The 25,923-nt window shown below is 63.2% G+C and carries 16 protein-coding genes, 6 tRNA genes and 2 pseudogenes; 20 read left to right on the plus strand and 4 right to left on the minus strand.

The annotated features are described in order from the left end of the window. Positions 1 to 247: 247 nt before the first annotated feature. From cysS to OKW44_RS18225, 6 genes are all read left to right on the plus strand, one after another. Positions 248 to 1,645 carry a cysteine--tRNA ligase gene (gene cysS / locus OKW44_RS18200; protein ID WP_018417594.1) on the plus strand — a complete coding sequence of 466 codons (1,398 nt, stop codon included), beginning with the start codon at positions 248 to 250 and terminating at the stop codon, positions 1,643 to 1,645. A gap of 47 nt (positions 1,646 to 1,692) precedes the next feature. Further along, on the plus strand, positions 1,693 to 2,802 hold the full coding sequence (locus OKW44_RS18205) for a DNA-3-methyladenine glycosylase family protein (RefSeq protein ID WP_018417595.1): 1,110 nt from the start codon (positions 1,693 to 1,695) through the stop codon (positions 2,800 to 2,802). Between the two features lie 128 nt (positions 2,803 to 2,930). Further along, a complete protein-coding gene (locus OKW44_RS18210) occupies positions 2,931 to 3,902 on the plus strand; it encodes an acetyl-CoA carboxylase carboxyltransferase subunit alpha (protein WP_013089750.1) in 972 nt (323 codons plus the stop codon). 53 nt (positions 3,903 to 3,955) lie between these two features. Next, a complete protein-coding gene (gene tilS, locus OKW44_RS18215; protein ID WP_018417596.1) occupies positions 3,956 to 5,431 on the plus strand; it encodes a tRNA lysidine(34) synthetase TilS in 1,476 nt (491 codons plus the stop codon). A gap of 415 nt (positions 5,432 to 5,846) precedes the next feature. Continuing rightward, on the plus strand, positions 5,847 to 7,097 hold the full coding sequence (locus OKW44_RS18220; protein WP_018417597.1) for an aspartate kinase: 1,251 nt from the start codon (positions 5,847 to 5,849) through the stop codon (positions 7,095 to 7,097). 180 nt (positions 7,098 to 7,277) lie between these two features. Further along, positions 7,278 to 7,371, plus strand: a tRNA-Ser gene (locus OKW44_RS18225). Between the two features lie 278 nt (positions 7,372 to 7,649). On the opposite strand, the gene OKW44_RS18230 is transcribed toward OKW44_RS18225, so the two are convergent. From OKW44_RS18230 to OKW44_RS18240, 3 genes and pseudogenes are all read right to left on the minus strand, one after another. Next, a complete protein-coding gene (locus OKW44_RS18230) occupies positions 7,650 to 8,834 on the minus strand; it encodes a porin (RefSeq protein ID WP_018417598.1) in 1,185 nt (394 codons plus the stop codon). Positions 8,835 to 8,895: 61 nt separating this feature from the next. Then, a pseudogene (locus OKW44_RS18235) lies at positions 8,896 to 11,332 on the minus strand (glycoside hydrolase family 31 protein). Positions 11,333 to 11,351: 19 nt separating this feature from the next. Next, the gene (locus tag OKW44_RS18240) at positions 11,352 to 12,638 is read right to left on the minus strand and encodes an MFS transporter (RefSeq protein WP_018417600.1); all 1,287 of its coding nucleotides are present in this window, start codon (positions 12,636 to 12,638) and stop codon (positions 11,352 to 11,354) included. A gap of 461 nt (positions 12,639 to 13,099) precedes the next feature. Here OKW44_RS18240 and OKW44_RS18245 point away from each other — a divergent pair, with 461 nt between their 5' ends. The 6 genes from OKW44_RS18245 to OKW44_RS18270 all read left to right on the plus strand — a co-directional run bounded on the left by OKW44_RS18245 (position 13,100) and on the right by OKW44_RS18270 (position 20,179). Then, entirely contained in the window at positions 13,100 to 13,447 is a 348-nt protein-coding gene (locus OKW44_RS18245) for a hypothetical protein (RefSeq protein ID WP_026225305.1), read from the plus strand. A 192-nt stretch (positions 13,448 to 13,639) separates the two neighbouring features. Further along, positions 13,640 to 15,556, plus strand: coding sequence for an extracellular solute-binding protein (locus OKW44_RS18250; RefSeq protein WP_026225306.1), 1,917 nt, complete (start codon positions 13,640 to 13,642; stop codon positions 15,554 to 15,556). A gap of 49 nt (positions 15,557 to 15,605) precedes the next feature. Further along, positions 15,606 to 16,643, plus strand: coding sequence for a microcin C ABC transporter permease YejB (locus OKW44_RS18255; protein WP_018417603.1), 1,038 nt, complete (start codon positions 15,606 to 15,608; stop codon positions 16,641 to 16,643). Further along, entirely contained in the window at positions 16,643 to 17,749 is a 1,107-nt protein-coding gene (locus OKW44_RS18260; protein WP_018417604.1) for an ABC transporter permease, read from the plus strand. Before OKW44_RS18255 ends, OKW44_RS18260 begins: the two co-directional genes overlap by 1 nt. After that, entirely contained in the window at positions 17,746 to 19,377 is a 1,632-nt protein-coding gene (locus OKW44_RS18265) for an ABC transporter ATP-binding protein (protein WP_018417605.1), read from the plus strand. The genes OKW44_RS18260 and OKW44_RS18265 overlap by 4 nt, the downstream gene beginning before the upstream one ends. Positions 19,378 to 19,513: 136 nt before the next feature. Continuing rightward, the gene (locus OKW44_RS18270) at positions 19,514 to 20,179 is read left to right on the plus strand and encodes a C40 family peptidase (RefSeq protein WP_026225308.1); all 666 of its coding nucleotides are present in this window, start codon (positions 19,514 to 19,516) and stop codon (positions 20,177 to 20,179) included. Positions 20,180 to 20,293: 114 nt separating this feature from the next. Here OKW44_RS18270 and OKW44_RS18275 read toward each other — a convergent pair whose 3' ends face one another. Next, a complete protein-coding gene (locus OKW44_RS18275) occupies positions 20,294 to 21,241 on the minus strand; it encodes a patatin-like phospholipase family protein (protein ID WP_026225309.1) in 948 nt (315 codons plus the stop codon). 487 nt (positions 21,242 to 21,728) lie between these two features. On the opposite strand from OKW44_RS18275, the gene gltX reads away from it, so the two are divergent. The 8 genes and pseudogenes from gltX to OKW44_RS18315 all read left to right on the plus strand — a co-directional run bounded on the left by gltX (position 21,729) and on the right by OKW44_RS18315 (position 25,887). Next, positions 21,729 to 23,138, plus strand: a complete 1,410-nt coding sequence (gene gltX, locus OKW44_RS18280; RefSeq protein ID WP_018417608.1) for a glutamate--tRNA ligase — start codon at positions 21,729 to 21,731, stop codon at positions 23,136 to 23,138. Positions 23,139 to 23,257: 119 nt separating this feature from the next. Further along, a tRNA-Ala gene (locus OKW44_RS18285) sits at positions 23,258 to 23,333 on the plus strand. 187 nt (positions 23,334 to 23,520) lie between these two features. After that, positions 23,521 to 23,596, plus strand: a tRNA-Glu gene (locus tag OKW44_RS18290). A 90-nt stretch (positions 23,597 to 23,686) separates the two neighbouring features. Next, positions 23,687 to 23,763 (plus strand) — tRNA-Asp (locus OKW44_RS18295). A gap of 61 nt (positions 23,764 to 23,824) precedes the next feature. Next, a tRNA-Glu gene (locus tag OKW44_RS18300) sits at positions 23,825 to 23,900 on the plus strand. A gap of 81 nt (positions 23,901 to 23,981) precedes the next feature. Next, positions 23,982 to 24,058, plus strand: a tRNA-Asp gene (locus tag OKW44_RS18305). 444 nt (positions 24,059 to 24,502) lie between these two features. Beyond that, positions 24,503 to 25,299 (plus strand): annotated as a pseudogene (locus tag OKW44_RS18310) (reverse transcriptase domain-containing protein); the annotation flags it as partial. A 123-nt stretch (positions 25,300 to 25,422) separates the two neighbouring features. After that, the gene (locus OKW44_RS18315) at positions 25,423 to 25,887 is read left to right on the plus strand and encodes a GNAT family N-acetyltransferase (protein WP_018417609.1); all 465 of its coding nucleotides are present in this window, start codon (positions 25,423 to 25,425) and stop codon (positions 25,885 to 25,887) included. The last annotated feature ends 36 nt before the right edge of the window (positions 25,888 to 25,923 follow it).

The following is a 25,923-nucleotide window of genomic DNA, read 5'->3' on the forward strand; positions in this document are numbered from 1 at the left end:
TCAGGTCTGGATGTTATACTCCGAGCCATTCTAACAAAAGGTCTGCGCGTTCCGTCGAACCGCCGACTGTCTTTTCGCCACTCGTGGCCGTCTCCGCCCGGTTCGCAGCCTCGTCTGCAGCCTGATCGCCGCACGAGGTGCGCCGGTTTCAGCTGTATGCGATGCACCCCGTCATCCTGTTCGTTTCGCGGGTCGTGGCGCGCATGAAGCACAATGCGGACTTCTTTCGGCCCACGCACCGCTCTCTATGGAATCTCTGCGCATTTACAACACGCTCGCGCGTGACAAACAGACTTTCGTGCCGCTGCGCGAAGGTGTCGTGCGGATGTACGTCTGCGGGATGACCGTGTACGACTATTGTCACGTCGGTCATGCGCGCGTGATGGTCGTGTTCGACATCGTGCAGCGCTGGTTGCGTGCGCTTGGCTACAACGTGACCTACGTGCGCAACATTACCGATATCGACGACAAGATCATCAGGCGCGCAGTCGAGAACGGTGAAACCATCAAATCGCTGACCGATCGCTTCATCGCCGCGCTGCATGAAGACGCGGACGCGCTCGGCATCGAGCGTCCGGACATCGAGCCGCGCGCGACCGACTTCATTCCGCAGATGCTCGGCATGATCGAGACGCTCGAGAAAAACGGCTACGCCTACCAGGCGAGCGACGGCGACGTCAACTACGCGGTACGCAAATTCGCAGGCTACGGCAAGCTGTCGGGGAAGTCGCTCGAAGACCTGCGCGCAGGCGAACGCGTCGCGGCCAACGACGCGAAACAGGACCCGCTCGACTTCGTGCTGTGGAAGCAGGCGAAGCCCGAGGAACCGGCCGACACTGGCTGGGATTCGAAGTACGGGCGCGGTCGTCCCGGCTGGCACATCGAGTGCTCGGCGATGGGCTGCACGCTGCTCGGTGAACAGTTCGACATTCACGGTGGCGGCCAGGATCTGCAGTTTCCGCACCACGAAAACGAGATCGCGCAAAGTGAGGCCGCGACCGGACAAACATTCGTCAATTACTGGATGCACAACGGCTACGTACAGATCGACAATGAGAAGATGTCGAAGTCGTTGAACAATTTTTTTACGATTCGCGAAGTGCTCGCGCAGTACGATGCAGAGGTGGTGCGTTTCTTCATCGCGCGCGCGCATTACCGCTCGCCGTTGAACTACAGCGATGTACATATCGACGACGCGCGCAATGCACTCGCGCGTTTGTACACGGCGTTGAAAGACGTGACGCCCGATAGCGCCGTGCTCGACTGGAACGAAGCGTACGCGCAGCGTTTCCAGGCGGCAATGAACGACGACTTCAACACGCCGGTGGCCGTGTCGGTGCTGTTCGAGCTGGCCACCGAAGTGAACCGCACGTGCGACCCCGCGCTGGCCCGTCAATTGCGCGCGCTTGGCGCGGTGCTCGGGCTGCTCGGACGCGAACCGCGTGCATACCTGCAGCAGGCAGCGGGTGCTGCAGCCGAAGGCGCGCTCGAGCCCGCCGCGATCGAAGCGAAGATCGCCGCGCGTATCGCCGCCAAGCAGGCAAAGGACTATGCGGCAGCAGACCGGATCCGGGCCGAATTGCTCGATGCCGGCGTTGCCCTTGAAGACAAACCCGGCGGGTTGACCGAGTGGCGGCGCGTGTGAGCGCACCTCGTACTTCCCTCTGAACGACTCGCCAGGCAGGAGGCAGGATGGCAACGGCCACGAAGACGCCGGCTAAACGCGCGGCGTCTCAAACCAGTGCGGCAGCCGCGGCATCGGCTGCCGCAGCATCGGCTGCCGCAGCTCAGTCGACTCGTGCGAGCGGCGGCGCGGTAGACAAAGCACCCTCGAAAGCGGGCGGGGCGGCGGCGAAAGCCGACTCGGCCGCGGCAAAGAAGAGCGCGGCCAAACGCTCGCTCAATGGCGCAGGCACTGAAGCTGCACACGCGCCTGCGAAACGCGCGAAAACGGCGTCGCGTGCGAAGGGCAACGGTGCGTTGCCGGCCAAACTCGCGGCCGAGCTCGCCGGCGACGTGCAGGAACTTGCGCGCGACACGAACGCGGGCGAAGTCGTGCGCAAGACGCGCGTATCGGCCACTTCGGCGAGCACGGCCAGCGCGGGCGGCGAAGCGGCCGGTGTCGCATCGCTCGCGAACGAAGTCGCGGTGCCGGTGCAGATCGGCGGTCTCGCGCCTGAAGTCACGCGTCCCGCGTACTGGGACAGGGCGTGCGCGGATCTCGTCAAGCGCGATCGCATTTTGAAGAAGCTGATTCCAAAGTTCGGCCCCGTGCATTTGCTGAGTCGTGGCGATCCTTTCGTCACGCTTGCGCGCTCGGTGGTCGGCCAGCAGATCTCGGTCGCGTCGGCGCAGGCCGTGTGGGCGAGGGTCGAAGTCGCGTGTCCGAAGCTCGTGCCGCAGCAGTTCATCAAGCTCGGTCTCGAGAAGCTGACCGCGTGCGGTTTGTCGAAACGCAAGGCCGAATACGTGCTCGATCTCGCGAGGCATTTCGTGTCGGGCGCGTTGCACGTCGGCAAGTGGACGTCGATGGACGACGAGGCGGTGATCGCCGAACTCACGCAGATTCGCGGCATCGGCCGCTGGACCGCGGAGATGTTCCTGATTTTCAACCTGTCGCGTCCCGACGTGCTACCGCTCGACGACCTCGGGCTGATCCGCGCGATCAGCGTCAACTATTTCAGCGGCGAACCCGTCACGCGCAGCGAAGCGCGCGAGGTTGCCGCGAATTGGGAGCCGTGGCGCACGGTGGCGACCTGGTACATGTGGCGTAGTCTCGATCCGTTACCGGTCGACTACTAAAGAAGAACAGGAAACGAAGCCGTTTCAAAGACTATCGCGTATATGATATCGATAGTTGAGAAATGGTTTTGACATTGGCGCACGCGGTTAGAATACGCGCTGCCCGGTAAGTCCAAGGATTACAACCAATGAAGACCACGTTTCTGGATTTCGAACAGCCGATCGCTGAACTCGAAGCGAAGATCGAAGAATTGCGCTTCGTGCAGGACGACTCGGCCGTCGATATTTCGGAAGAGATCGAGCGGCTGTCCAAGAAGAGCCAGCAGCTCACCAAAGATCTGTATGCGAACCTCACACCGTGGCAGGTTTCGCAAATCGCCCGTCATCCGCAGCGTCCGTACACGTTCGACTACGTGAGCGAGCTGTTTACCGATTTCCATGAACTGCACGGCGACCGCAGCTTCGCCGACGATCTGTCGATCGTCGGCGGTCTCGCGCGGTTCAACGGCCAGGCGTGCATGGTGATCGGTCATCAGAAGGGCCGCGATACCAAGGAGCGCGCGCTGCGCAACTTCGGCATGCCGCGTCCGGAAGGCTATCGCAAGGCCGAGCGGCTGATGCGCCTCGCCGAGAAATTCGGCCTGCCGATCTTCACGTTCATCGACACACCGGGCGCGTACCCGGGCATCGGCGCGGAAGAGCGCGGCCAGTCCGAGGCGATCGGCCGCAACCTGTATGTGATGGCCGAGCTGAAGACGCCACTGATCGCGACGATCATCGGCGAGGGCGGCTCGGGAGGCGCACTCGCTATCGCGGTGGGCGACAGCGTGCTGATGTTGCAGTTCTCGACCTACTCGGTGATCTCGCCGGAAGGCTGCGCATCGATCCTGTGGAAGAGCGCCGCCAAGGCACCGGAAGCGGCGGAGGCGCTGGGCCTGACCGCGCATCGTCTGAAGGCGCTCGGTCTGATCGACAAGATCGTCAACGAGCCTCTCGGTGGCGCGCATCGCGATCCGAAGGGCATGGCGGCGATGCTGCGCCGTGCGCTCGCCGATTCGCTGCGCCAGTTCCAGGGTATGAGCACCAACGACCTGCGCGAACGCCGTTTCGAACGGCTGATGGCGTACGGCAAATTCAAGGAAACGACGCCGGGCGCATAAGCCCGCGCGTTGGCCCGTCTCTTTCGTCCACCGGCGCTTTCCGCGCTAACGACGTGACCACCACCGCCGACTCATCCGCCGAGCGCCTCGTGATCGAGGCGCTCGGCGCCGCGCTGTCCGGGCTCGATTCGAACGCGCGCATTGCGGTCGCATTCAGCGGCGGCGTCGATTCGAGCGTGCTCCTCGATGCGGCGGTGCGCGTCGCGGGTGCGTCGCGCTGTATCGCGCTGCACGTGCATCATGGTTTGAGTCCACATGCCGATACGTGGCTCGCGCATTGCGAGGCTTTCGCGCGCGAACGTGGCGTCGAATTCGACGCGCGACGCGTGGATGTTTCGCGCGCGCCGGGCCTGAGCATCGAGGCCGCGGCACGCGACGCGCGTTATCGCGCGCTCGATGCGATGTGCGCGACGCACGGCATTAGCATGCTATGGCTCGCGCAGCATGCGGACGATCAGGCCGAGACCGTGCTGCTGCAACTGCTGCGCGGCGCGGGGCTCGCGGGTCTCGCGGCAATGGCGCCCGGCACGCTGCCGACGGGAGCGTCGACGACACGTGTGCGGCCGCTTTTGCATCTGCTGCGCGCGCAGCTCGAACACTATGCGAGCGCGCGCAAGCTGCGCTGGATCGACGACGAATCGAACGCGGACACGCGTTATGCACGCAACGCCTTGCGTCATCAGGTGATGCCGGTGCTCGCGGTGCACTTCCCGGGCTTTCGCGATGCGCTCGCGCGCACAGCCGCGCATTCGGCATCGGCGCAGCGATTGCTCGACACGCTCGCGCGCGCCGACATGGAAAGCGCGTCGCGCGATGAAGGACGCGCCCTCGCGCACGACGTGCTGCTCGCTCTCGACGACGATCGCGCGCTGAATCTGCTGCGTTACTGGATGCGTACGCTCGGCTTCGTCGCGGCATCGAGCGCGCGTGTCGCGGATGCGCTGCGGCAGTTGCGCGAAGTGGCTGCGGGGAAGGACGGACATCGGCTCCGCATCGATCATGCGGGGCATGCGTTGCGCAGCTATCGCGGCCTCGTCTACTGGGAAGCCGGTGATAGCAGCGAACCCGCCGACGAAACCGCGCTCGTCGAGCGCGAGATCAGTGAACTCGCGTGGCAAGGGCAAGAGATCTGGCATTTGCCGCAATGGCGCGGCACGTTTGTGTTCGCGATGGTGGATGCAGCCGCTGCTTCCGACGTAGCCGACGCAGCCCACGCGGCGCCACGTAACGAAGCATGCGACATGGTTCCCGTCAGCGTCCTGCAACGAGCCTCTCTAAGCGTGCGGGCGCGCCGCGGCGGAGAACGCATGCGCATCGGTGTGCCGAACACGCCGAGCCGCACGCTGAAGAACCTGTTTCAGGAGCGCGGCATTCCCGCATGGAAGCGCGACGTGCCATTGCTTTACGTTGGCGATCAACTGCTGTTCGTGCCGCTGATCGGCGTGAATCGCGGGACCGCGCGCGACGCATCTCCGGAACGCGAAGCGTGCGTGAAAATCGTCTGGCGCGAGGATCTGCTGATCGCCTGAGCGCCGGCCGGACAGTCGCGCAAGCCGTGCGTGCACATGTCGAAAGCGTGAAACAGGGCGCAAATCAGCGATAAAACAGGCCATTGCAGGCCTGATTCGACGCATTTGAGCGCTCGTTGCGTCTTGTCTTTTTGCGCCTAATCAGGTACGTTAACTTGTTTGCCCGACCCGATTTCGCTGTCGCTTTTGTCGCTATCGGTCGGTAGTGCCGGCAGGCGTGCGTGATCCGTCGTCGCCGCTCAATTCCGATCAGCCATTTGCGATTTCATCCCGGGCAAATCCGCGCGTGCTGCACGCGTGCTGCATCTACGCCGCCACACACTTTGCCGCCGTTCACGAGACGTTGCGCTCCTGTGCTTTCTGTGCGGTCGTCTCCAGCGCGCCAGCGCGGTATCTCTTCCAGTTCAGAACGACAATGGCACTCATCGTACATAAATACGGCGGCACCTCGATGGGCTCGGTCGAGCGCATCAAGAACGTCGCCAAGCGCGTCGCGAAATGGCACAAGGCCGGCCATCAGATGGTCGTCGTGCCGTCGGCAATGTCCGGCGAAACCAATCGCCTGCTTGGCCTCGCGAAAGAAATCACGACTCAACCGAGCCCGCGTGAACTCGACATGATCGCCGCCACCGGCGAGCAGGTCAGCTCGGGTCTGCTCGCGATCGCGCTGCAGGAAGCCGGCGTCGAAGCAGTCAGCTACGCAGGCTGGCAGGTGCCGGTCAAGACCGATAGCGCGTTTACGAAAGCGCGCATCAGCGACATCGACGGCGAGCGCGTCATACAAGACCTCGCAGCCGGCAAGGTGGTCGTGATCACCGGCTTCCAGGGCATTGACCCGGACGGCCACATCACGACGCTCGGCCGCGGCGGCTCGGACACGTCGGCGGTCGCGGTCGCGGCCGCGCTGAAGGCCGACGAGTGCCTGATCTACACGGACGTCGACGGTGTGTACACGACGGACCCGCGCGTCGTTGAAGAAGCGCGCCGGCTCGACCGCGTGACGTTCGAAGAAATGCTGGAAATGGCCAGCCTGGGTTCGAAGGTGCTGCAGATCCGCTCGGTGGAATTCGCCGGCAAATATCAGGTGAAGACGCGCGTGCTGTCGAGCCTGACCGATCCGCTGATGCCACTCGACGAAGAAATGAAGTCGGGCACCCTGATTACTTTTGAAGAAGACGAGACCATGGAAAAAGCAGTCATATCGGGCATCGCGTTCCAGCGCGACGAAGCTCGTATCGCCGTGATGGGCGTGCCCGACAAGCCGGGCATCGCGTATCAGATTCTCGGCCCGGTGGCGGACGCGAATATCGATGTCGACATGATCATCCAGAACCAGAGCGTCGAGGGCAAGACGGCATTCACGTTCACGGTTGGCCGCGGCGACTATGCGCGTGCAATGGAAATCCTCACCGGCACGGTAAAGGCGCACGTCCAGGCCGAGCAGGTGCTGGGCGACCCGAAGGTGTCGAAGGTGTCGGTGGTCGGCGTCGGGATGCGTTCGCACGTCGGCATTGCCAGCAAGATGTTCCGCACGCTGTCGGAAGAGGGCATCAACATTCAGATGATCTCGACCTCGGAAATCAAGATTTCGGTGTTGATCGACGAAAAGTACATGGAGCTCGCGGTACGCGCGCTGCATAAGGCCTTCGATCTCGATCAGGCATAAGTGGCGGTAAAAACGGGGGGCTCTAGAGCATCCCGTTTGTTTTATGGCGTTCATGTGAATGAATTGCGTGATGAGACGTCACGTTGGCACAAAAAATGTTCGTCAGACATTGACCTTATCGGCCCGGCCCGCTATCATCTTGGCTTCGTCGCACTGACTCCCTGTGCGACAGAAAGTTTGGGAGACGTGGCCGAGAGGTCGAAGGCACTCCCCTGCTAAGGGAGCATCTGGGCCAAAACCTGGATCGAGGGTTCGAATCCCTCCGTCTCCGCCAGCAATGGTGGCGAAACCCCGCAGAGTCCAGGCTCTGCGGGGTTTTTGTTTTTCCGCGGCTTGATTTCGATCTCGCTCGATACTTCAGCGATGTCAGCGGCATTCCCAACCCTCCAGCATGTGACCACGTCCTACGTGAATATGCAGGTCTGCTGATCAATGCATGCCGCCGTTCGCCCAGACACGCTGGTCCGCAGAAAACCACGCCAGATCCGGCGCGGCGTGCGCAAGGAGTCTGCATGACCGATCCCATCGTGCTGCTGACCGAGACCGCCTCGCTTAGAACGCGTGTCGCAACCCTACCATGCCGACGAACTGAGACGGACCCGATGACGGCGTCGTGTTCTGCGAGTCGCCGACCACCGCGACCGCGTCGGCGATGGTCACGCCGCTGCCCGACGAGATCAGCGACTTGCCGCCTGCATGCTGATAGGCCTCGAGCGCATACAGCGTGGTGCGGGTCGACAGGTTGTACGTTTGTTCGAGCGAGATCTGATGATAGTGTGCCGGATCGCTGATGCCGTTCGCCTTGCTTGCCTGGGTGAAGCTGTAGCCGCCGCCGACCGTCACGCTCGGCGTGATCCGGTACGTCGCGATCGCGCCGTACGTGTTGAACACGGCCTTGTCGAAGAACAGCGAGCCGTGGCCCGGCGCGTACTGCACATTCGAGTAGTTGAGGCCAACCATCATATCGTGCCACGTATAGCGACCCGCCGCGGCGAACAGCTGCGCGCTGCGCGCGCTGGCGTAACCGTTGTTGACCGGCGAGTTGATCGCGAAGCTGCCGAGCGCCGCGCTCGTCGAAATGTCCTTCAGCTTCACGTAGCCGGCTGCGAGCGACACGGGCTGGAAGTCATAACGCAGCGCTGCGCTGAACAGGCTGCCGTTCGCGACGCTGCCGGGCACGCCGCCGAGACCATACTGCGCGCTTGCCTGCAGGCCCCCGATCGTCGGCGATAGGTAGGTTACCGAATTATTGAAGCGCAGCGTCGTGTCGAGGGCGTCGAGATCGCCGGGGTGCGCCCCGGTCGCGCCGGTCAGCACGCTGGTCGGTCCGAGCGCGCCGACCATCTGGAAGTAGGGTGTGTACTGGCGGCCGAGCGTCACCGTGCCGTAGCGGTCGTTCGCGAGGCCGACATAGGCCTGGCGATTGAACAGGTAGCCCGCGGTGCTTTGCGCGCCAGTCAGCGAATTGAAGCCGCTCTCAAGCCGGAAGATCGCCTTCGTCCCGCCGCCGAGATCTTCCGAGCCGAGGAAGCCGAACTTGCTCGCCTGCAGGTTGCCCTGGCTCATATAGAAATTCGAATGCCCTTTCTGGTTGCTGGCATAGGCGAACGCATTGTCGACGACGCCATACAGCGTGACGCTGCTTTGCGCCGATGCGCTGGTGGACAACGCGGTGCCCGCGAACGGCAGGCAGCAGAGGACGAACGCGCGGGTGCGCGCGCGCTGGTTTATTTTCATGATTGGGATGTCTCCAGACTGATGGGTCGGCCTGATCCCTCAGGCCGGTGCGGTGGGTTGTTCAGTGCGGCACCGAAATCGTCAGGCAGCGCCAGCCGTCCGCGGTGTGATCGGTGACGAGCGTGCCGTTAGCGCAGACGACCGCGCGTGTCTCGCGCATCGGCACGAACACGCGCACTTGAGGCTGCACGCGCGGCATCCATTGCGAACGCTCGAGCGTCACTCGCAAAGTGTTTGCGTCGCCCGTCAGCGTAACGTTCCAGCGGCCTTGCTCGCCGTTGCGCCAGGCTTCGGTCTCGCCGTCGTCCTCGATCGAGCCGCCTTGCGCGGTGCCCGCGTCGGCATACGGCACCGCGAGGAATGCGCGTTCGTCGGCAGGGCGGCCAAAATGCTGCTCGGCGATGTTGAGCGGAATCACGCTGCCTTCACGCAGCAGGAACACCGGCCGCTCGAACGGCGCGGGCAACGTGACGGTCTGGCCGCCGTCGAACGTTTCGCCGCTCCAGTACGACACCCAGCGCGAACCGGCCGGTAGATACACAGCGCGCGTGCTCTGGCCCGGATCGACCACTGGCGCGACCAGCATCGACGAGCCGAGCATCATGTCGTCGCCATCGACGAGGCAGCCCGGATCATGCGGAAACTCCGCGAACAGCGGCCGCAGCACCGGCTCGTACGCGCTATGCGATTGCCACAGCAACTCGTAGAGATAAGGGATCAGGCGATAGCGCAGCTTGATCAGGTCTGCCACGTGCCGCGTGACTTTCGGGATGCATCCATGGCTCGTTGACGGTGCCGTCGTCGTTCCACGAGTGAATCGAAAAGCGCGGCAGGAAGATGCCGAACCCGACCCAGCGCGCAAACAGCTCCGGCTCCGGCGCCGGACCCGAGAAGCCGCCGATGTCGTGACCGCTATTCGACACGCCCGACATCGCGAGCCCGAGACCCATCTTCAGATTGAAGCGCAGCGTTTCCCACGACGTGTAGTTGTCGCCCGACCACGTCTGTACGTAGCGATGCATGCCGACGCCGCCCGAGCGCGACACGAGGAATGGGCGCCTGTCAGGCGCATGCTCGCGCTGCGCGTCGTGCGACGCGCGCATCATCAGCTGCGTCTGCAGCACCTTCGCCTGGTGTGCCGGATACGGCTTGCCGAAGCCGCGCGCGATCGCATGCGGCGACCAGATCTCGAACTCGTTGTTGTCGTTCCAGGTGGCCGCGATGCCGTATTTGAGCAGTGCGTCCTTCACGCGACCTTTCCACCAGTCGATCGTCGCGGGATTCGTGAAGTCGAGGTACGCGCCGACTTCGTCCCAGAACTGCACCCATGCGGGCTCGCCATCGGGCGCTTCGATCAGCAGGCCGGCGTGGGCGACGTCGTCGAACGCTGGGTGGTCTTGCAGCAGACACGGCTTGATGTTCGCGCACAGACGCACGCCGTGATCGAGATAGCTCCGCACGAAGCCGTCGATGTCCGGAAACTTCTCGTGATTCCAGTTGAACACGTAGCGCTTCGGCCCGATCGACGTATAGCCTGACGACAGATGAAACGAATCGCACAGCATGTCGTGTTCGCGGCAGCGCTCGATGAATTCGCCCATCTGCTTTTGCGCGTCCGGCGCGTCGGTGTAGGTCATCGTCGAGCCCGAGTAGCCGAGGCCCCACTTCGGCATCCACGCGGGACGTCCGGTGAGCCACGTGAAGCGGCGCACCGCGTCGAGCGGCGAACCGGGCGACGCGATGAAGTAGTAGTCGAGATCGCCATGCTCGGCGATGAAGTGCCGATAGTGACCATGATAGTTGTCGAGCTCGCGGCCCATGTCGAAGCGGCAATCGGCGAGCGTGTCATAGAACAGGCCGAAACCCGTCGACGTCTGCGGCTGCCACGTCACGTAGAACGGGATGTGCTTGTACAGCGGGTCCGTGGTGCGCGCGCTGTAGCCCATCGCGTCGATGTTGCGCATCTCGTAGCTTTGCCGCGCGCGATCGAGTGAGCCGGCACGCTCGCCGAGGCCCACGTACATCTCGTCGCGGCGCCGCTCGACGTAGTGATAGACGCGCGAATCCCACCAGCCGAAGTTGTACGCCTGAGTCTTGCGATCGCTCATCACGCGATGCCACTTGCCTTCGTGCAGGATGTCCCAGGCGCAGGCGCCGCCTTCGAGCGCTACGCTCACGCGCACGCGCGCCGTTTCGATCACGATGTGACCGGCTGCTTCGTTCACCGTGAACGGCGGCGGCGTGAAGCCATTCAGGTCGCGGCGTTCGCGGCCTTCGAGCGGCACGTCGTCCATACCGGGCGCGATCGCCCACGTGCGCGGGCCGCGCGTTGCGCCGTCCGGCAGCACGAGCACGCGGATGATGTCATCGGCGAGCACGAACAGCTCTATGCGGCAATTCGGTTGCGCGCTTAGCACGACCGGGTTGGCCGCGGGGTTGCCAGCGTGAGGGGCGAGCGCGAAGCGCGGCGGATGTTTGAGATTGATCTGTGAACGCATGATGAGTCTTCGAGGGAGGTCAGGTAGCAGTGTTGACGCTCAGGTCGGCGCGGCGCGCGCGGCCGTGGCGCGGCACATCGCGCATCAGGATGATCAGCAGCGTCGCGCCGATGATGTCGAATGCGCCGAGCGCACCGAACAGCGGCGTGTAGCCGATCGAATCGGCGAGCGCGCCGACCATCAGCGAGAAGCCGAGGCCGCCGGTCCACGCGGCCATGCCCGCGAAGCCGGCGACGGTGCCGACTTCGCCCGGATCGAATACGTCGGCGGCGAGCGTGTTCACGAGCGCCGAGATCATCTGGTGCGCGAAGCCGCCGACGCAGAAGAGGGCGATGGCCTGGTAGGGCGACGCGACGAGACCGATCGATGCGGGCCCGATCATCATCAGCGCGCCGAGCACGACGCCCGAGATGCGCGACCAGATCAGCGGCACGCGAAAATGCTTCATCAGGAATGGCGACAGATAGCCGCCGAACAGACCGCCCAGGTCCGCGGCGAGAAACGGCAGCCACGCGAACATCGCGATCTGCTTCAGATCCATATGACGCTGCGTGGCGAGATAGAGCGGAATCCAGAAGCTGAACGTTTGCCACGCGGGCTCGGCGAAAAAGCGCGCTTGCGCGATCGCCCAGAAGCGGCGCGTGCGCAGCACTTCACGCACGCTCGCGCGGCGTGCCGCGGGCGGTGCCTGGCCTTCGGCGATCGCGGTGCGCTCGGCGTCGCTCACGCGCTTGTGCTCGGCGGGCGAGCGGTACAGCACGAACCATGCGGCGGCCCACACGAAGCCGAGCGCGCCAGTCACCGCGAACGCGCTCTGCCAGCCGTAGCGCAGCGACAGGAAAACGACGAGCGGCGGCGCGAGCAGCGAACCGAGCGAGGTGCCCGCATTGAAATAGCCGACCGCGACGGATTTCTCGCGATCGGGGAACCATTCGGCGACGACCTTCATGCCGGCCGGAATCGCGACCGCTTCGGACAGGCCCATGAAGCCGCGCAGCGCCGCGAGCGAAAACCAGCTGCCCGCGAAACCGTGGAACACGCCGGTCAGCGACCACAGGCACGCGAACAGCGCGAAGCCGAGGCGCAGGCCGATCAGATCGATGATCAGGCCGCAGACGGGCTGCATCACCGTATAGCCCACCTGGAACGCGCCGACCACGTACGAGTACTGCCGCGTGTTCATGTGCAGCAGTTTCATCAGCTCGGGCGCCATCACGCCGAGCGCGTTGCGCGACAGATAGTTGACGATCGTCCCAACGCACACGAGGGCGATGATCCACCAGCGCAATCCCTTGATCGTTTTCAAAATCAGTCTCCGTGGCGCATTGAGCAGTTGCTTCCGATGCAGTGCTCAGGGATGCGCGAATTCGAACATTTGTTGGTTTTCGATGGAAGTCATCCTACCACTTGGAAGCGACCTGGATATCCGGGGAAACCATAGCTATTGCCGCGTTTTCCGTGATATACCCGGGACATTTTGATTTTTTTGCCCGGTCTCCCGACCAGTGATCGGATGACTTCGATGAATAATGTCGAAAAGATATGTTCTTTCGAACTTGAAAATGTTCGTTTTAGGATGTCGGCCAGGCCGCGAGCCGGCGCCCGCGCGGAGGGTGTTTTTTACCGCCGTCTGGCGTGTGTAACCAGACATTACGCCGCCGCCCGGCGAGGCGATTTTCAGCATCAGTTATTACAAAGTTGAAATACGCGCGTTGCTGCCTTGCGTTATATTTCCGCCAACAAAACATGTTCCTACAAAGGTGATCAATGAAGTCCGCTCGTCTTGTTCCGCTTGTGCTCGGAGTGTTGACGTTGGCTGCATCGGGTGCCGCGATGGCCGCAGGGCTCAACGTCGGGGTCAATATCGGCATTCCCGCGCCGGTCTACGTCGCACCGGCGCCGGTCTACGCACCGCCGCCGCCTCCGCCGCCGCCCGTCGTCTATCAGCCGGCTCCCGTGTACTACGGCGGTCCGCAAATCGTGATCGGCTGGCATGGCGACCGTTACTGGGACGGCCGTCGCTACTGGGCGCGCGACGACTGGTATCGCCACCATCCGCCGGGCCACGGCGGCTATGCGCGCGACCACTACGACCAGCATCGCGGCTGGCACTGAGTCGCCACTGCGTCGGCGCTGAAGCGCGCCAACCGGCCGCAGCGATGACAGAACCGCCCTTGGAGGGCGGTTTTGTTTTTTGTGCTGAAACATCCGTCGCTGACGCATTTCGTCGCAGTCGCCCGCCAGATCGCGCAAGCTAATTGGGTAAAATCCCCCACATCGCTACTGCCCACTTACCAGCACGACTCCATGACAACTGGCTCGCGACGGGTTCAAACGCCTGAGGGACTTCGACACAGCGTGATCCACGGACCCTTGCGCGCCGCGCTCGCCGTCGCGCTGCTGTGCGCGACTCTGCTCGTCGCGCCGCACGCGCATGCCGCGCATGCAATCGCGCAATACGGCGAGCCCAAATATCCGGCCGGCTTCAAGCACTTCGACTACGTCAATCCCGATGCGCCGAAAGGCGGCACGCTCGTGCTCGCGAACCCGAGCCGTCTAACGAGTTTCGACAAGTTCAACCCGTTCACTCTGCGTGGCAATGCGGCGCCCGGCCTCGAATTGATGTTCGAGAGCCTGACGATCGGCAGCAGCGACGAAGTCGCGTCCGCCTACGGGCTGCTCGCCGACGACATCGTCGTCGCGCCCGACGGCCTGTCGGTCACGTTCCACATCAATCCGCGCGCGCGCTTTTCGAACGGCGACCGTGTGACCGCCGACGACGTCAAGTTCTCTCTCGACACGCTGAAGAGCCCGCAGGCCGCGCCGCAGTTCGCATCGCTTTTCAGCGAGATCAAGCGCGCGGTCGTCGTCGATCCGGCCACGGTGCGCTTCGAGTTTCGCGAGCGCAATCGCGAGTTGCCGCTGCTCGCGGGCAGCATGCCGGTGTTCTCGCGCAAGTGGGGGATGAAGCCCGACGGCAGCCGCGTTCCGTTCGACCAGCTCGCATTCGAAAAGCCAATCGGCAGCGGGCCGTATCTGATCGACAGCTACGACAACGGCCGCACGATCACGTTCAAACGCGACCCGCACTATTGGGGCGCCGATTTGCCGGTGCGCGTCGGCATGAACAACTTCGATCGCATCGTCTACAAGCTGTATGCCGATAGCACCGCGCGGCTCGAGGCGTTCAAGGCTGGCGAGTACGACGCGCTGGTCGAATACATCGCGCGCAACTGGGTGCGGCGCGACGTCGGCAAGAAGTTCGACAGTGGCGAGTTGATCAAGCGCGAGTTTGCGCAGCACAACGGCACCGGCATGCAGGGCTTTTTCCTGAACATGCGCCGGCCGCTGTTCCAGGACGTGCGGGTGCGCAAGGCGCTCGATCTCGCGCTCGACTTTCAGTGGCTGAACCGCCAGCTGTTTTTCAACCAGTACACGCGCATCGACAGCTATTTCGCCAACACCGAATGGCAGGCGAAGGGGCTGCCTTCGCCTGGCGAGCTCGCGCTGCTGGAGCCGTTTCGCGCCCAACTCGACCCGGCGGTATTCGGGCCGCCGCCGAAGCAGCCCGATACCGATCCGCCCGGCTCGCTGCGCGCGAATCTGTTGCAGGCGCGCGATCTGCTGCAGCAGGCCGGCTGGACCTATCGTGACGGCGCGCTGCGCAACGCGAAGGGCGAGCCGTTCCAGTTCGAGATTCTCGACGACTCGGGTTCGGCCTCGTCGATGGAGCCGATCATCGCGACCTTCACGCGCAATCTGCAAAAGCTCGGCATTACCGCGAACTTCCGCACCACCGACTTCGCGGTCTATCAGAAGCGGCTCGACGCATTCGACTTCGACGTGACGACGATTCGCATGCCCGACGTGCAGGTGCCCGGCTCCGAGCAGATCACCCGCTTCGGCAGCAAGGCCGCCGATACGCCCGGCTCGGACAACGCGATCGGCCTGAAGTCGCCGGCCGTCGACGCGGTGTTGAACGCGCTCGTGCATGCGCAAACGCGCGAGCAACTGACCGATGCCGCGCACGCGCTCGACCGTCTGCTGACGCATGGCTACTATGTGGTGCCGCACTGGTACAGCGGCACGCATCGCGTCGCGTTCAAGCGCGGGCTCGCGTGGCCGAAGACTTTGCCGCTGTACTATGGCGCGGAGGGCTGGATCACGACGATGTGGTGGTACGAGGACCCGCAGGCGCGCACGCCCACGGGCAGCGCCGACTGATTCGCCGATCCATCGCCCCCACCAACGCGTTCGCACTGGAACACCGCCTATGTGGAGCTACATCCTCAAACGCCTGATGCTGATGATCCCGACGCTGCTCGGCGTGCTGACGCTGACCTTCGTCGTGATCCAGTTCGTGCCGGGCGGCCCCGTCGAGCAGATGCAGCACGAACTGCGCAAGGGCGCGGAGGGCGCCTCGCCGTTCGGGCTGCGCTCGCATAGCGGCGTCGATGCGCAACAGATCGCGCAACTGAAGCAGCTGTACGGCTTCGACAAACCGCCACTCGAACGCTATGTGCTGATGCTCAAGCGCTTCGCGACCTTCGATCTCGGCCAGAGCTATTTCCGTCATCAAAGCGTGTGGTCGCTGATCGTGTCGAAGCTGCCGGTGTCGATCAGCATCGGCCTGTGGACGTTCTTTCTCACCTATCTGATATCGGTGCCGCTCGGCATCGCGAAGGCGGTGCGCAACGGCTCGCACTTCGATATCGCGACGAGCCTCGTCGTGCTGGTCGGCTACGCGATTCCGGGCTTCGTGCTCGGCGTGCTGTTGCTCGTGCTGTTCGGCGGCGGCACGTTCCTGCAGCTGTTTCCGCTGCGCAACCTCACCTCCGACAACTGGGACCAGTTGAGCCTCGTCGGCAAGATCCTCGACTATCTATGGCATATCACGCTGCCGATCACGGCGTCGGTGGTGGGCAGCTTCGCGGTCGTCACGATGCTGACGAAAAACGCGTTCCTCGACGAAATTCGCAAGCAGTACGTGCTGACCGCGCGTGCCAAAGGTTTGTCCGAGCGGCGAGTGTTGTGGAAGCACGTGTTTCGCAATGCGCTGCTGCCGCTGATCGTCAATTTCCCGGGCGCGTTCATCGGCGCGTTCTTCACCGGCAGCCTGCTGATCGAAACGCTGTTCTCGCTCGACGGGCTCGGGTTGCTGTCGTATGAATCGGTGATGCGGCGGGACTATCCGGTCGTGCTCGGCACGTTGTATCTGTTCACGCTGATTGGCCTCGTCACGCGGCTGATCTCCGACCTTTGCTATGTGTGGGTCGATCCCCGCATCCAATTCGAACAACTGGAGCGCTGATGAATCGAGCCCGCCTTTCCGCCGACGCGGCGGCGCGCACCGAACCCGCGCTCGCACTGATGTCGCCGTCGCCGGCGCGTCGCGTGTGGCAGCGTTTTCGCCAGCAGCGTCTCGGCTACTGGAGCCTGATCATCTTCGTCGTCGCGTTCGCGGCGAGCCTCGTGGGGCCGCTGTGGTCGAACGACAAGCCGGTCGTCGTGCGCTACGACGGCCATCTGTATTTCCCGCTCGTCAGGACTTACGCCGAGACCACCTTCGGTGGCGACTTCCCCACGCCGACCGATTATCTCGATCCGTACATCCGTCACCGCTTCGATGCGCCGGGCAACTTCGCGCTGTATCCGCCGAATCATTACTACTACGACACGCTCAATTACTTTTCGAAGGCGCCCAACCCGGCGCCACCGTCGCGCGAGAACTGGCTCGGCACCGACGACCGTGGCCGCGATCTGTTCGCGCGTCTGCTGTACGGCTTCGGCGTGTCGGTCGTGTTCGGCCTCGTGCTGACCGTGATCAGCACGATCGTCGGCATCGTCGCGGGGGCAGTGCAAGGTTACTTCGGAGGGCGAACGGATATCGTCGGGCAGCGTCTGATCGAGATCTGGAACGCAATGCCGCAGCTCTATCTGCTGATCATCTTTTCATCGATCTTCGAGCGCAGCTTCGCTCTTTTGATCGTGCTGCTGTCGCTGTTCAACTGGATCGGCCTGTCCGACTACGTGCGCGCCGAGTTCCTGCGCAATCGCCAGCAGGACTATGTGCGCGCCGCGCGCGCGATGGGCTTGTCCCATTGGCAGATCATGTGGCGTCACGTGTTGCCGAACAGTCTGACGCCGGTCATTACGTTCCTGCCGTTCAGCATGAGCAGCGCGATTCTCGCGCTGACGAGTCTCGACTTCCTCGGCCTCGGCGTGCCGCCGCCGACGCCGAGCCTGGGCGAACTGCTCGCTCAGGGCAAGGCGAATCTCGACGCGTGGTGGATATCGGTGTCGACCTTCGGCGTGCTGGTGGCGATGCTGCTGCTATTGACCTTCATGGGCGACGCGCTGCGCAACGCGCTCGACACGCGTATCTCCGATGCGATACACGCCGGAGGTGGTCAATGAGCGCGCTGCCGCAAATCGATCCGCAGTCGACGGACACGCCGCTGCTCGAACTCGACCATCTGCGTGTCGCGTTCGGCGACACGGTGGCCGTCGACGACGTCACGCTCGCGATCGCGCGCGGTGAACGCGTCGCGCTCGTCGGCGAGTCGGGCTCGGGCAAGAGCGTGACCGCGCTGTCGGTGCTGCGCCTGCTGAACGACGCGCAGGTGAGCGGGGCGATCCGCTTCGATGGCGAAGATCTGCTCGCGAAGAGCGAGCGTGCGATGCGTGGCCTGCGCGGCTCGGACATCGCGATGATCTTCCAGGAACCGATGACCGCGCTCAATCCGCTGTACACGATCGGCGACCAGATTGCGGAAACGATCGTCGTGCATGACGGCGTCAGCGCGACCGAAGCGCGCAGGCGGGCGGTCGCGCTGCTCGCGCGCACCGGCATCACCGAGCCGGAGAAGCGCATCAACAGCTACCCGCATCAGCTGTCGGGCGGGCAGCGGCAGCGCGCGATGATCGCGATGGCGCTCGCCTGCCGGCCGCGCCTGTTGCTCGCCGACGAGCCGACCACCGCGCTCGATGTGACGATTCGCGCGCAAATCGTCGAGCTTCTGCTGGAACTGCAGCGCGACGAAGCACAAAAGCGCGGCACGGCCGTGCTGCTGATCACGCACGACCTGAACCTCGTGCGTCACTTCGCGCAGCGCGTCGCGGTGATGGAGCGAGGCGTGCTGGTCGAAACCGGCACGGTCGAGCAGGTGTTCGAGGCGCCGCGCCATCCGTATACCCAGCGGCTGCTCGCGAGCCGGCCGCAGCGCGAGGTCGTGCCGGTGCTGCCGATCTCGCCGGTGCTGCTCGAAGCGCGCGACGTGGCGGTCGACTTCAGAACGAAACTGCCCGGCCTGCGTGGCTGGTTCGGCGCGGGGCGGTTTCGCGCGGTCGACGCGGCGAACGTGTCGGTGCGCCAGGGCGAGACGCTCGGGATCGTCGGTGAATCGGGATCGGGCAAGTCGACGCTCGCGATGGCACTGCTCGGTCTGCAGCGCACCGCGCGTGGCGAGATCCAGTTTCAGGGCAGGGCGCTCGGGAGCTATCGCGGCGCCGAAAAGACCGCACTGCGCTCGAATATGCAGGTCGTCTTTCAAGACCCTTTTAGTTCGCTTTCGCCGCGGCAGACGATCGAGCGGATTGTCGGCGAGGGGCTCGCGCTGCATCGTCCGCAGATGACTCCGCAGGCGCGGCGCGACAAGGTCGTCGCGGTGCTGCGCGAAGTCGGCATCGACCGGACCGCGCTGTATCGCTATCCGCATGAATTTTCGGGCGGGCAGCGGCAGCGCATCGCGATCGCGCGCGCGCTGGTACTCGAGCCGCGCGTGCTGATCCTCGACGAACCGACCAGCGCGCTCGACGTCTCGATCCAGCAGCAGGTGCTCAAGCTGCTCACCGGTTTGCAGCACAAATACAACCTCGGCTTCGTGTTCATCAGTCACGACCTGGAAGTGATCGGGGCGATGGCGCACCGAGTCTTGGTGATGCAGAACGGATCGATCGTCGAAACCGGCGAAGTCGAGAAAATTTTTGCTGCCCCCGCGCATCCTTACACGCGAAAGCTGCTGAAAGCGGCGCTGGATCGTTGATTTTTCACCCTTTCCCCAATTGAGTGCGCCCGTCGATTGATTTTTCCTATTCCTTTTGACACGCAAATACTTACTGGCTAGTATCGAGCAAACTTTTTTTCTAGACCCCTGATTTTTTGGCAAAAACTACCGACCAATGCAGCACAGAAACTTCACCCAGGCTTGCACGCGCGTCGTCGCCGGGATGTTCATTGGCGTCTTGATGGCAGCAGCTCCCGGCGCGTTCGCCGACGAAGTAAGCGGTTTTAATCAGAATGCCTCATATCCGGCCACCAACGGCTCGGATCCTCTTTTTCTTCTCACTCCGCAAACCAAGGCCGCCGGCAGCGAAAGCGGCAGCGCCAAATCGTTCCTTTCGGGCATGGCCGGCAAAGCGGGCGACGTGGTGGTCGGCGCGTTGAACATGATCGGCGTTCGCTACCGTTGGGGCGGCAATACGCCTGATTCGGGGCTCGATTGCAGCGGTTTCGTGCGCTACGTGTTTCAGGACACGCTCGGTCTCGCGTTGCCGCGCCGTGCCGAGGAAATGAGCCGCTTGGGCGAGAAGGTGCGGGTAAGCGACCTGAAGCCGGGCGATCTGGTGTTCTTCAATACGATGCGCCGCACGTTCTCGCACGTCGGCATCTATATCGGCGACAATAAGTTCGTGCACTCGCCGTCCACCGGCAGCACGATCCGCGTCGACGACATGGATGACGGCTACTGGGAAAAACGCTTTACGGGTGCGCGTCGGATCGAGACCTCGTATCAGGCCGACGATCTGCGCAAGCGCGTGACCGCGACGATCGGCGGGAATAACTGATTCCGCGTTGCGCCGGGGCGATAAAAAAGCCTGCTTCGTTCGAAGCAGGCTTTTTGCGTTTGATGCGCGCATTTTTGCCATGGCGACGCACAGCGACTGTGCGCCACCGGGCTTTCAGGCTCCCATGTGCCGCGCGGCTAGCTTGCGCTGCAACTCCGGCATCATCTTCGCGACCGCTTCCTCGCCGGCGAGAATCGCGGCGTTGCGCTGTGAGAAATCGCTGCCGCTCATCGCCGCGAGATTCGGCCGGATCACCACGTCGGCGTACTTGTCGAGCTCGTAGGCCTTGATCGTCTGGCCCATGATCGTGAAGGTCTGCATCAACACGTCGAACGAGCTTGCCGTGACGCCGGTTTCCGGTCGCTGGGAAATATCGACGGCGATCACGAAATCCGCGCCCATCTTGCGCGCGAACGACGCCGGTACCGGACTCACGAGACCCCCATCCACGTACTCGTGACCGCCGATCTTCACCGGCTCGAAAATCGACGGCACGCTACACGACGCGCGCACCGCGATGCCGGTGTTGCCGCGCTGGAACAGGATCGGCTGGCCGGTTTGCAGATCTGTCGCGACCACGCCGAGCGGCCTCGCCATCTTCTCGATCGGGCGGTTGTTCAGCGTCGTGTTCAGGTAGTTCTGCAGCGCGACGCCCTGCAGGAAGCCGCGCGTACGAAACGGCATCGCCCAGTCGCTGATCGACGCTTCGTCCATCGACAGCGCGAGCTTGTTCAGCGCGAAGCCGTTCATGCCCGACGCGTACAGCGCGCCGACGACGGAGCCGGCGCTCGTGCCGGCGATCAGGTCGATCTGGATATTGCGCGCCTCGAGAGCCTTGATGACGCCGATGTGCGCAAAGCCGCGCGCGGCGCCGCCGCCGAGAGCGAGCGCGACGCGAACTGGCTTCTGTTGCGCTTTTTCAGGCGGCGGGGGAACGGCGGGCGTCGCGGTGATCGGCGCGCCATCGAGTTTGCCGGCGGTCGTGGTGCAGGCGGCAAGCACCGCGGATGCGGCCGCCATCGAAAAGCTGCGGCGGCTCAAGTTCGGGGATGAGGGTTTCAACGAGTTCTCCAGCAACGGCGCGGGCGACGCGAGCGGCGTCGCGCGTACCGCGATCAGGCTGAGGTCAGACCGGGCGGATCGCCGACGGCGATTGCGCGCGCTGCAGCGGTGTTCGCTCCGGATCGGATCGATGTGCGGTAAGCCCGCATCGCAGCGCGCGCACATCTTAATGCAAACGATCGGCTCGCGCCGTCCGCTGTAATGAAACGTTGCAGAGGAAGTATTCGGAACTGGCGCGGCGCTTTTTCAAGATGAGTTGGGCGAGCGCTGGGAAGGTGCGTACGCGGATGTCCGGACGCCGTTCGCCCATGCGCCTTAGGTCGTTCGGACGAGGGCGGCAACCCGCGTGCGGAAGGTATAATTCGGCTCTTGCACTTATTCCCTCGTGGCCGTGCGCGACGTCGCGCGCAGCATGGGCACGCTTCGCTGCCGCGCTTCGCAGTCGTGTTCGCCTGAGCGCCGGCGCCTGTTTTCCGAGTAACCGCTAATGACCACCTCCGTTCGTACCCGTTTCGCACCGAGTCCCACCGGCTTCATCCACCTGGGCAACATCCGCTCCGCGCTGTATCCGTGGGCGTTCGCGCGCAAGATGAAAGGGACCTTCGTGCTGCGGGTCGAGGATACCGACCTCGAGCGCTCCACGACCGAATCCGTCGACGCGATTCTCGAAGGCATGGCGTGGCTCGGCCTCGATTTCGACGAAGGCCCGTTCTATCAGATGCAGCGCATGGACCGGTACCGCGAAGTGCTGAAGCAGATGCGGGAGGCGGGGCTCGTCTATCCGTGCTACATGTCGACCGAAGAGCTCGACGCGCTGCGCGAGCGCCAGCGCGAAGCAGGCGAAAAGCCGCGCTACGACGGCACGTGGCGCCCGGAGCCGGGCAAGGTGCTGCCGGAGCCGCCCGTCGGCGTGAAGCCGGTGCTAAGGTTTCGCAATCCGCTGACCGGCGTGGTCGCGTGGGACGACGCGGTGAAAGGCCGCATCGAAATCTCGAACGAAGAACTCGACGACCTCGTGATCGCGCGTCCAGACGGCACGCCGACGTATAACTTCTGCGTCGTCGTCGACGATCTCGACATGCGCATCACTCACGTGATTCGTGGCGACGACCACGTCAACAACACGCCGCGCCAGATCAACATACTGCGCGCGCTCGGTGGCGAGCCGCCGGTGTATGCACACCTGCCGACCGTGCTGAACGAGCAGGGCGAGAAGATGAGCAAGCGCCACGGCGCAATGAGCGTGATGGGTTATCGCGATGCGGGGTATCTGCCGGAAGCGGTCGTCAACTATCTGGCGCGCCTCGGCTGGTCGCATGGTGACGCGGAGATTTTCACGCGCGAGCAGTTCGTCGAGTGGTTCGATCTCGAGCACCTCGGCAAGTCGCCGGCGCAGTACGACCATGACAAGCTGAACTGGCTCAACGCGCACTACATCAAGGAAGCCGACAACGCACGCCTCGCCGAACTGGCGAAACCGTTCTTCGCGGAGCTCGGCATCGAGGAAGCCACACTCGCCCAAGGTCCGGACCTGACGGGCGTGGTGGGACTGATGAAGGATCGGGCGTCGACCGTGAAGGAGATCGCGCAGAACGCCGCGATGTTCTATCGCACCCCGGCACCCGACGCTGAGTTGCTTGCACAGCACGTAACCGATGCGGTTCGTCCGGCGCTCGCTGATCTGGCCGCTGCATTGAAGACGGTCGAATGGACCAAGGAGACGATCGCTGCCGCGCTGAAAGCGACGCTCGGCACGCACAAGCTGAAGATGCCGCAGCTCGCGATGCCGGTGCGTCTGCTGGTGGCGGGTGCGACGCATACACCGTCGATCGATAGTGTGCTGATGCTGTTCGGTCGCGACGTCGTCGTTAGCCGCATCGAAAAAGCGCTTGGCTAATCCGTTGGCGGCGTGCGTCAGAGGTTTCGCATGCCGCCGGAAAAATCCGCATGTAATTGCTCAAAGGGTATTTACAAAGCGCAGATCGCCCTCTAGAATCTCGTTTCTCTGATGTGCGCGGGGGTATAGCTCAGCTGGGAGAGCGCTTGCATGGCATGCAAGAGGTCAGCGGTTCGATCCCGCTTACCTCCACCAACAGAGCAGAGAGATTAAAGTGGTTAAGAAGTCTGATGGTTGTAGAAAAAAGACTTCACAAACCGCTGAAATGTAGTTAAAGTAGCGGTCTTCGCTTTTGACCAGAAGATAGCTTGGCGAGTTAACTGAAAAGTTAGCGCGAGTTGATCAAGTCAAAAGCGAATTGAGACGGATCTGAAAAGATTTTGTCCCCTTCGTCTAGAGGCCTAGGACATCACCCTTTCACGGTGAGTACAGGGGTTCGAATCCCCTAGGGGACGCCAAACATCAGCGTCGCTTTGGTATTCAAGTAGTAGTAAAGCAGCGCAGCTTGCAGAGAATTAACCGACGCTCGCAAGCAGGGTGTAAAGACTGGAGTGGTAGTTCAGTCGGTTAGAATACCGGCCTGTCACGCCGGGGGTCGCGGGTTCGAGTCCCGTCCACTCCGCCAGACAAAGCCCGTTCACACATACTTGAACGGGCTTTTTCATTAAAGGTGTAAGCAGTACGTTGTCCCCTTCGTCTAGAGGCCTAGGACATCACCCTTTCACGGTGAGTACAGGGGTTCGAATCCCCTAGGGGACGCCAGAACATCGGCGTCGTTCGGTTGGAAGTTTGAACGGTGCAGCAAGCTGAGAGTATGGCATCGCAGGCTGCGGTGCAAAATCTGGAGCGGTAGTTCAGTTGGTTAGAATACCGGCCTGTCACGCCGGGGGTCGCGGGTTCGAGCCCCGTCCGCTCCGCCAGAATTGAGAAAGCCCACTTCGCAAGAAGTGGGCTTTTTTTTATTGTGCGCCCAGCATGGGCGCACTCCTGCGGGTGCAAGTTCCGCCATAAGCTGGTCACAGCGAATGAAGTGAAGCTCAACTGTATGAGGGCGGCCGAATGTGGGAAGGAAGCGTGGAGCGAAAATAGCGAGCCGATGAACAAGAACTGCATAGAAGGCGTTGTCAAGCACGGCGGGCGAGCAATAGATCGCGAAGCTCTCGTGACCAAGGCGAAGCGGCGTAAATGCGGCGGCTGTGCGATGAAGGAGTGCGCTCGTACCTTGGGAGATTTCGCCTCATGCCTGAAAGGGCGACGGCGTCGAGCCGGAGCTAGAAGTCAGCAGAGGCCGTAGTAGTCGCAGGACAGATCGGTGAGACTAAAGCTGGTGAGGAAGGGCCGAACGGGAGGGAGTGTCCAGCGCCATGTCGATGCGACAGGAATTGCGTCAGATGCCCGCGCAAGCGGGGCGATCGGAGGCACGCACGGTGAAGCTGCGCCTATTTCCGTGAGCGACGAAGCCTGTTGCCCGCGCCATGAATCCGGGCACACAGGGTCACCGCTGTCATCGCTGCTGGTAGCGGCGTTGACGAAAGAGAACCTGAAGCACGCGTTTAAACGGGTACGGGCCAACAAGGGAACCGCTGGGCGTGGACCGTCTGGACATTGACCAGACGTCGCGCGATCTGGTGACAGCGTGGCCCGCGATCCGTGAACAGTTTTGCTGAAGGGGACGTACCGGCCCAGTCCGGTAGGGCGGCTGATGATGCCGAAACCGGACGGAGGTGAGCGCGAGCCTGGCATCCCGACGGTAACGGACCGGCTGATGCAGCAGGCGCTGCAGCAGGTGCTGCAGCCGGTTCTGGGACCCTTCCTTCAACGAGCACAGCTGCGGCTTCCGGCCCGGACGGCGTGCGCACGATGCGGTGCTTGCCGCGCAGTCGTACGTGTAGTCGGGCCGGTGAATCGTGGTGGACGTTGATCTGGAGAAGTTCTTCGACCGGGTCAACCACGACATCCTGATTGACCGTCCACAGAAACGAATTGGGGAGGCCAGCGTGATCCGGCTGATCCGCCGTTGCTGGCTAACGTGTTGCTCGACGAGGTGGACAAGGAACTGGAACGGCGCGACCACTGCTTCGTGCGCTGTGCCGACGATGCGAACGTGTATGTCCGCAGCCGTCGTCGTGCTGGTGAGCGGATGATCGCGCCTGCACATAGGACCGCAACCGCTCGGTTTCTACTGCCGTTGCCGGCCGCCTCCCGGAAGGCTCGGGACAAACAGCCATTGCCAGCGCGCGCGGCCTGTTTTACCGTTTATCCGACTTATCCTCGCGGTCCTGCCATGTTCGATCCCACCGAAGCTCCGTCACCGTTTCACCTGCGCACGGCCAGCATGGACGATTTCGAGTTTGCCGAGGCGCTGACCCGCAATAACATGGGCGGTTACTATCGCCGGCATCATCTGGTGTGGCGCAGCGATCTGTTTCTCGGCAGTTGGCGTGAATCGGAGAATTTCATTCTCGAAGTGGATGGCGTGCCGATGGGCGTGCTGCGTATCACCGAGGAGGGTGATTCGCTGCATATCCGCGACGTGCAGATCGCCGAAGGATATCGTCGGCTTGGCGCCGGTACGTTTCTGCTCGACATCTCGCATCAGTGGGCGCGCGAGCGCGGGCTGCGCGAGTTGCAGTTGCGCGTGTTCGTCGACAATCCGGCGGCGCGGCTCTATCAGCGCAAGGGCTATAAGCTCGCCGGGCCGCGGCTCGCGCAGCTAGGCGCGATCCGTCATCTGGCGCGGCGGGTTTGAGGCGGGCCCCGCGTTGATGGCCGACGCGCACCGCTA

The organism is Paraburkholderia lebeckiae (assembly GCF_050436325.1).
Lineage (GTDB): Bacteria > Pseudomonadota > Gammaproteobacteria > Burkholderiales > Burkholderiaceae > Paraburkholderia > Paraburkholderia tuberum.

Coding starts and splice junctions, on each gene's coding strand:
- cysS (WP_018417594.1), top strand. CDS start 248: ATGGAATCTCTGCGCATTTACAACACGCTCGCGCGTGACAAACAGACT.
- OKW44_RS18205 (WP_018417595.1), top strand. CDS start 1,693: ATGGCAACGGCCACGAAGACGCCGGCTAAACGCGCGGCGTCTCAAACC.
- OKW44_RS18210 (WP_013089750.1), top strand. CDS start 2,931: ATGAAGACCACGTTTCTGGATTTCGAACAGCCGATCGCTGAACTCGAA.
- OKW44_RS18220 (WP_018417597.1), top strand. CDS start 5,847: ATGGCACTCATCGTACATAAATACGGCGGCACCTCGATGGGCTCGGTC.
- OKW44_RS18230 (WP_018417598.1), bottom strand. CDS start 8,834: ATGAAAATAAACCAGCGCGCGCGCACCCGCGCGTTCGTCCTCTGCTGC.
- OKW44_RS18245 (WP_026225305.1), top strand. CDS start 13,100: ATGAAGTCCGCTCGTCTTGTTCCGCTTGTGCTCGGAGTGTTGACGTTG.
- OKW44_RS18250 (WP_026225306.1), top strand. CDS start 13,640: ATGACAACTGGCTCGCGACGGGTTCAAACGCCTGAGGGACTTCGACAC.
- OKW44_RS18255 (WP_018417603.1), top strand. CDS start 15,606: ATGTGGAGCTACATCCTCAAACGCCTGATGCTGATGATCCCGACGCTG.
- OKW44_RS18260 (WP_018417604.1), top strand. CDS start 16,643: ATGAATCGAGCCCGCCTTTCCGCCGACGCGGCGGCGCGCACCGAACCC.
- OKW44_RS18265 (WP_018417605.1), top strand. CDS start 17,746: ATGAGCGCGCTGCCGCAAATCGATCCGCAGTCGACGGACACGCCGCTG.
- OKW44_RS18270 (WP_026225308.1), top strand. CDS start 19,514: ATGCAGCACAGAAACTTCACCCAGGCTTGCACGCGCGTCGTCGCCGGG.
- gltX (WP_018417608.1), top strand. CDS start 21,729: ATGACCACCTCCGTTCGTACCCGTTTCGCACCGAGTCCCACCGGCTTC.
- OKW44_RS18315 (WP_018417609.1), top strand. CDS start 25,423: ATGTTCGATCCCACCGAAGCTCCGTCACCGTTTCACCTGCGCACGGCC.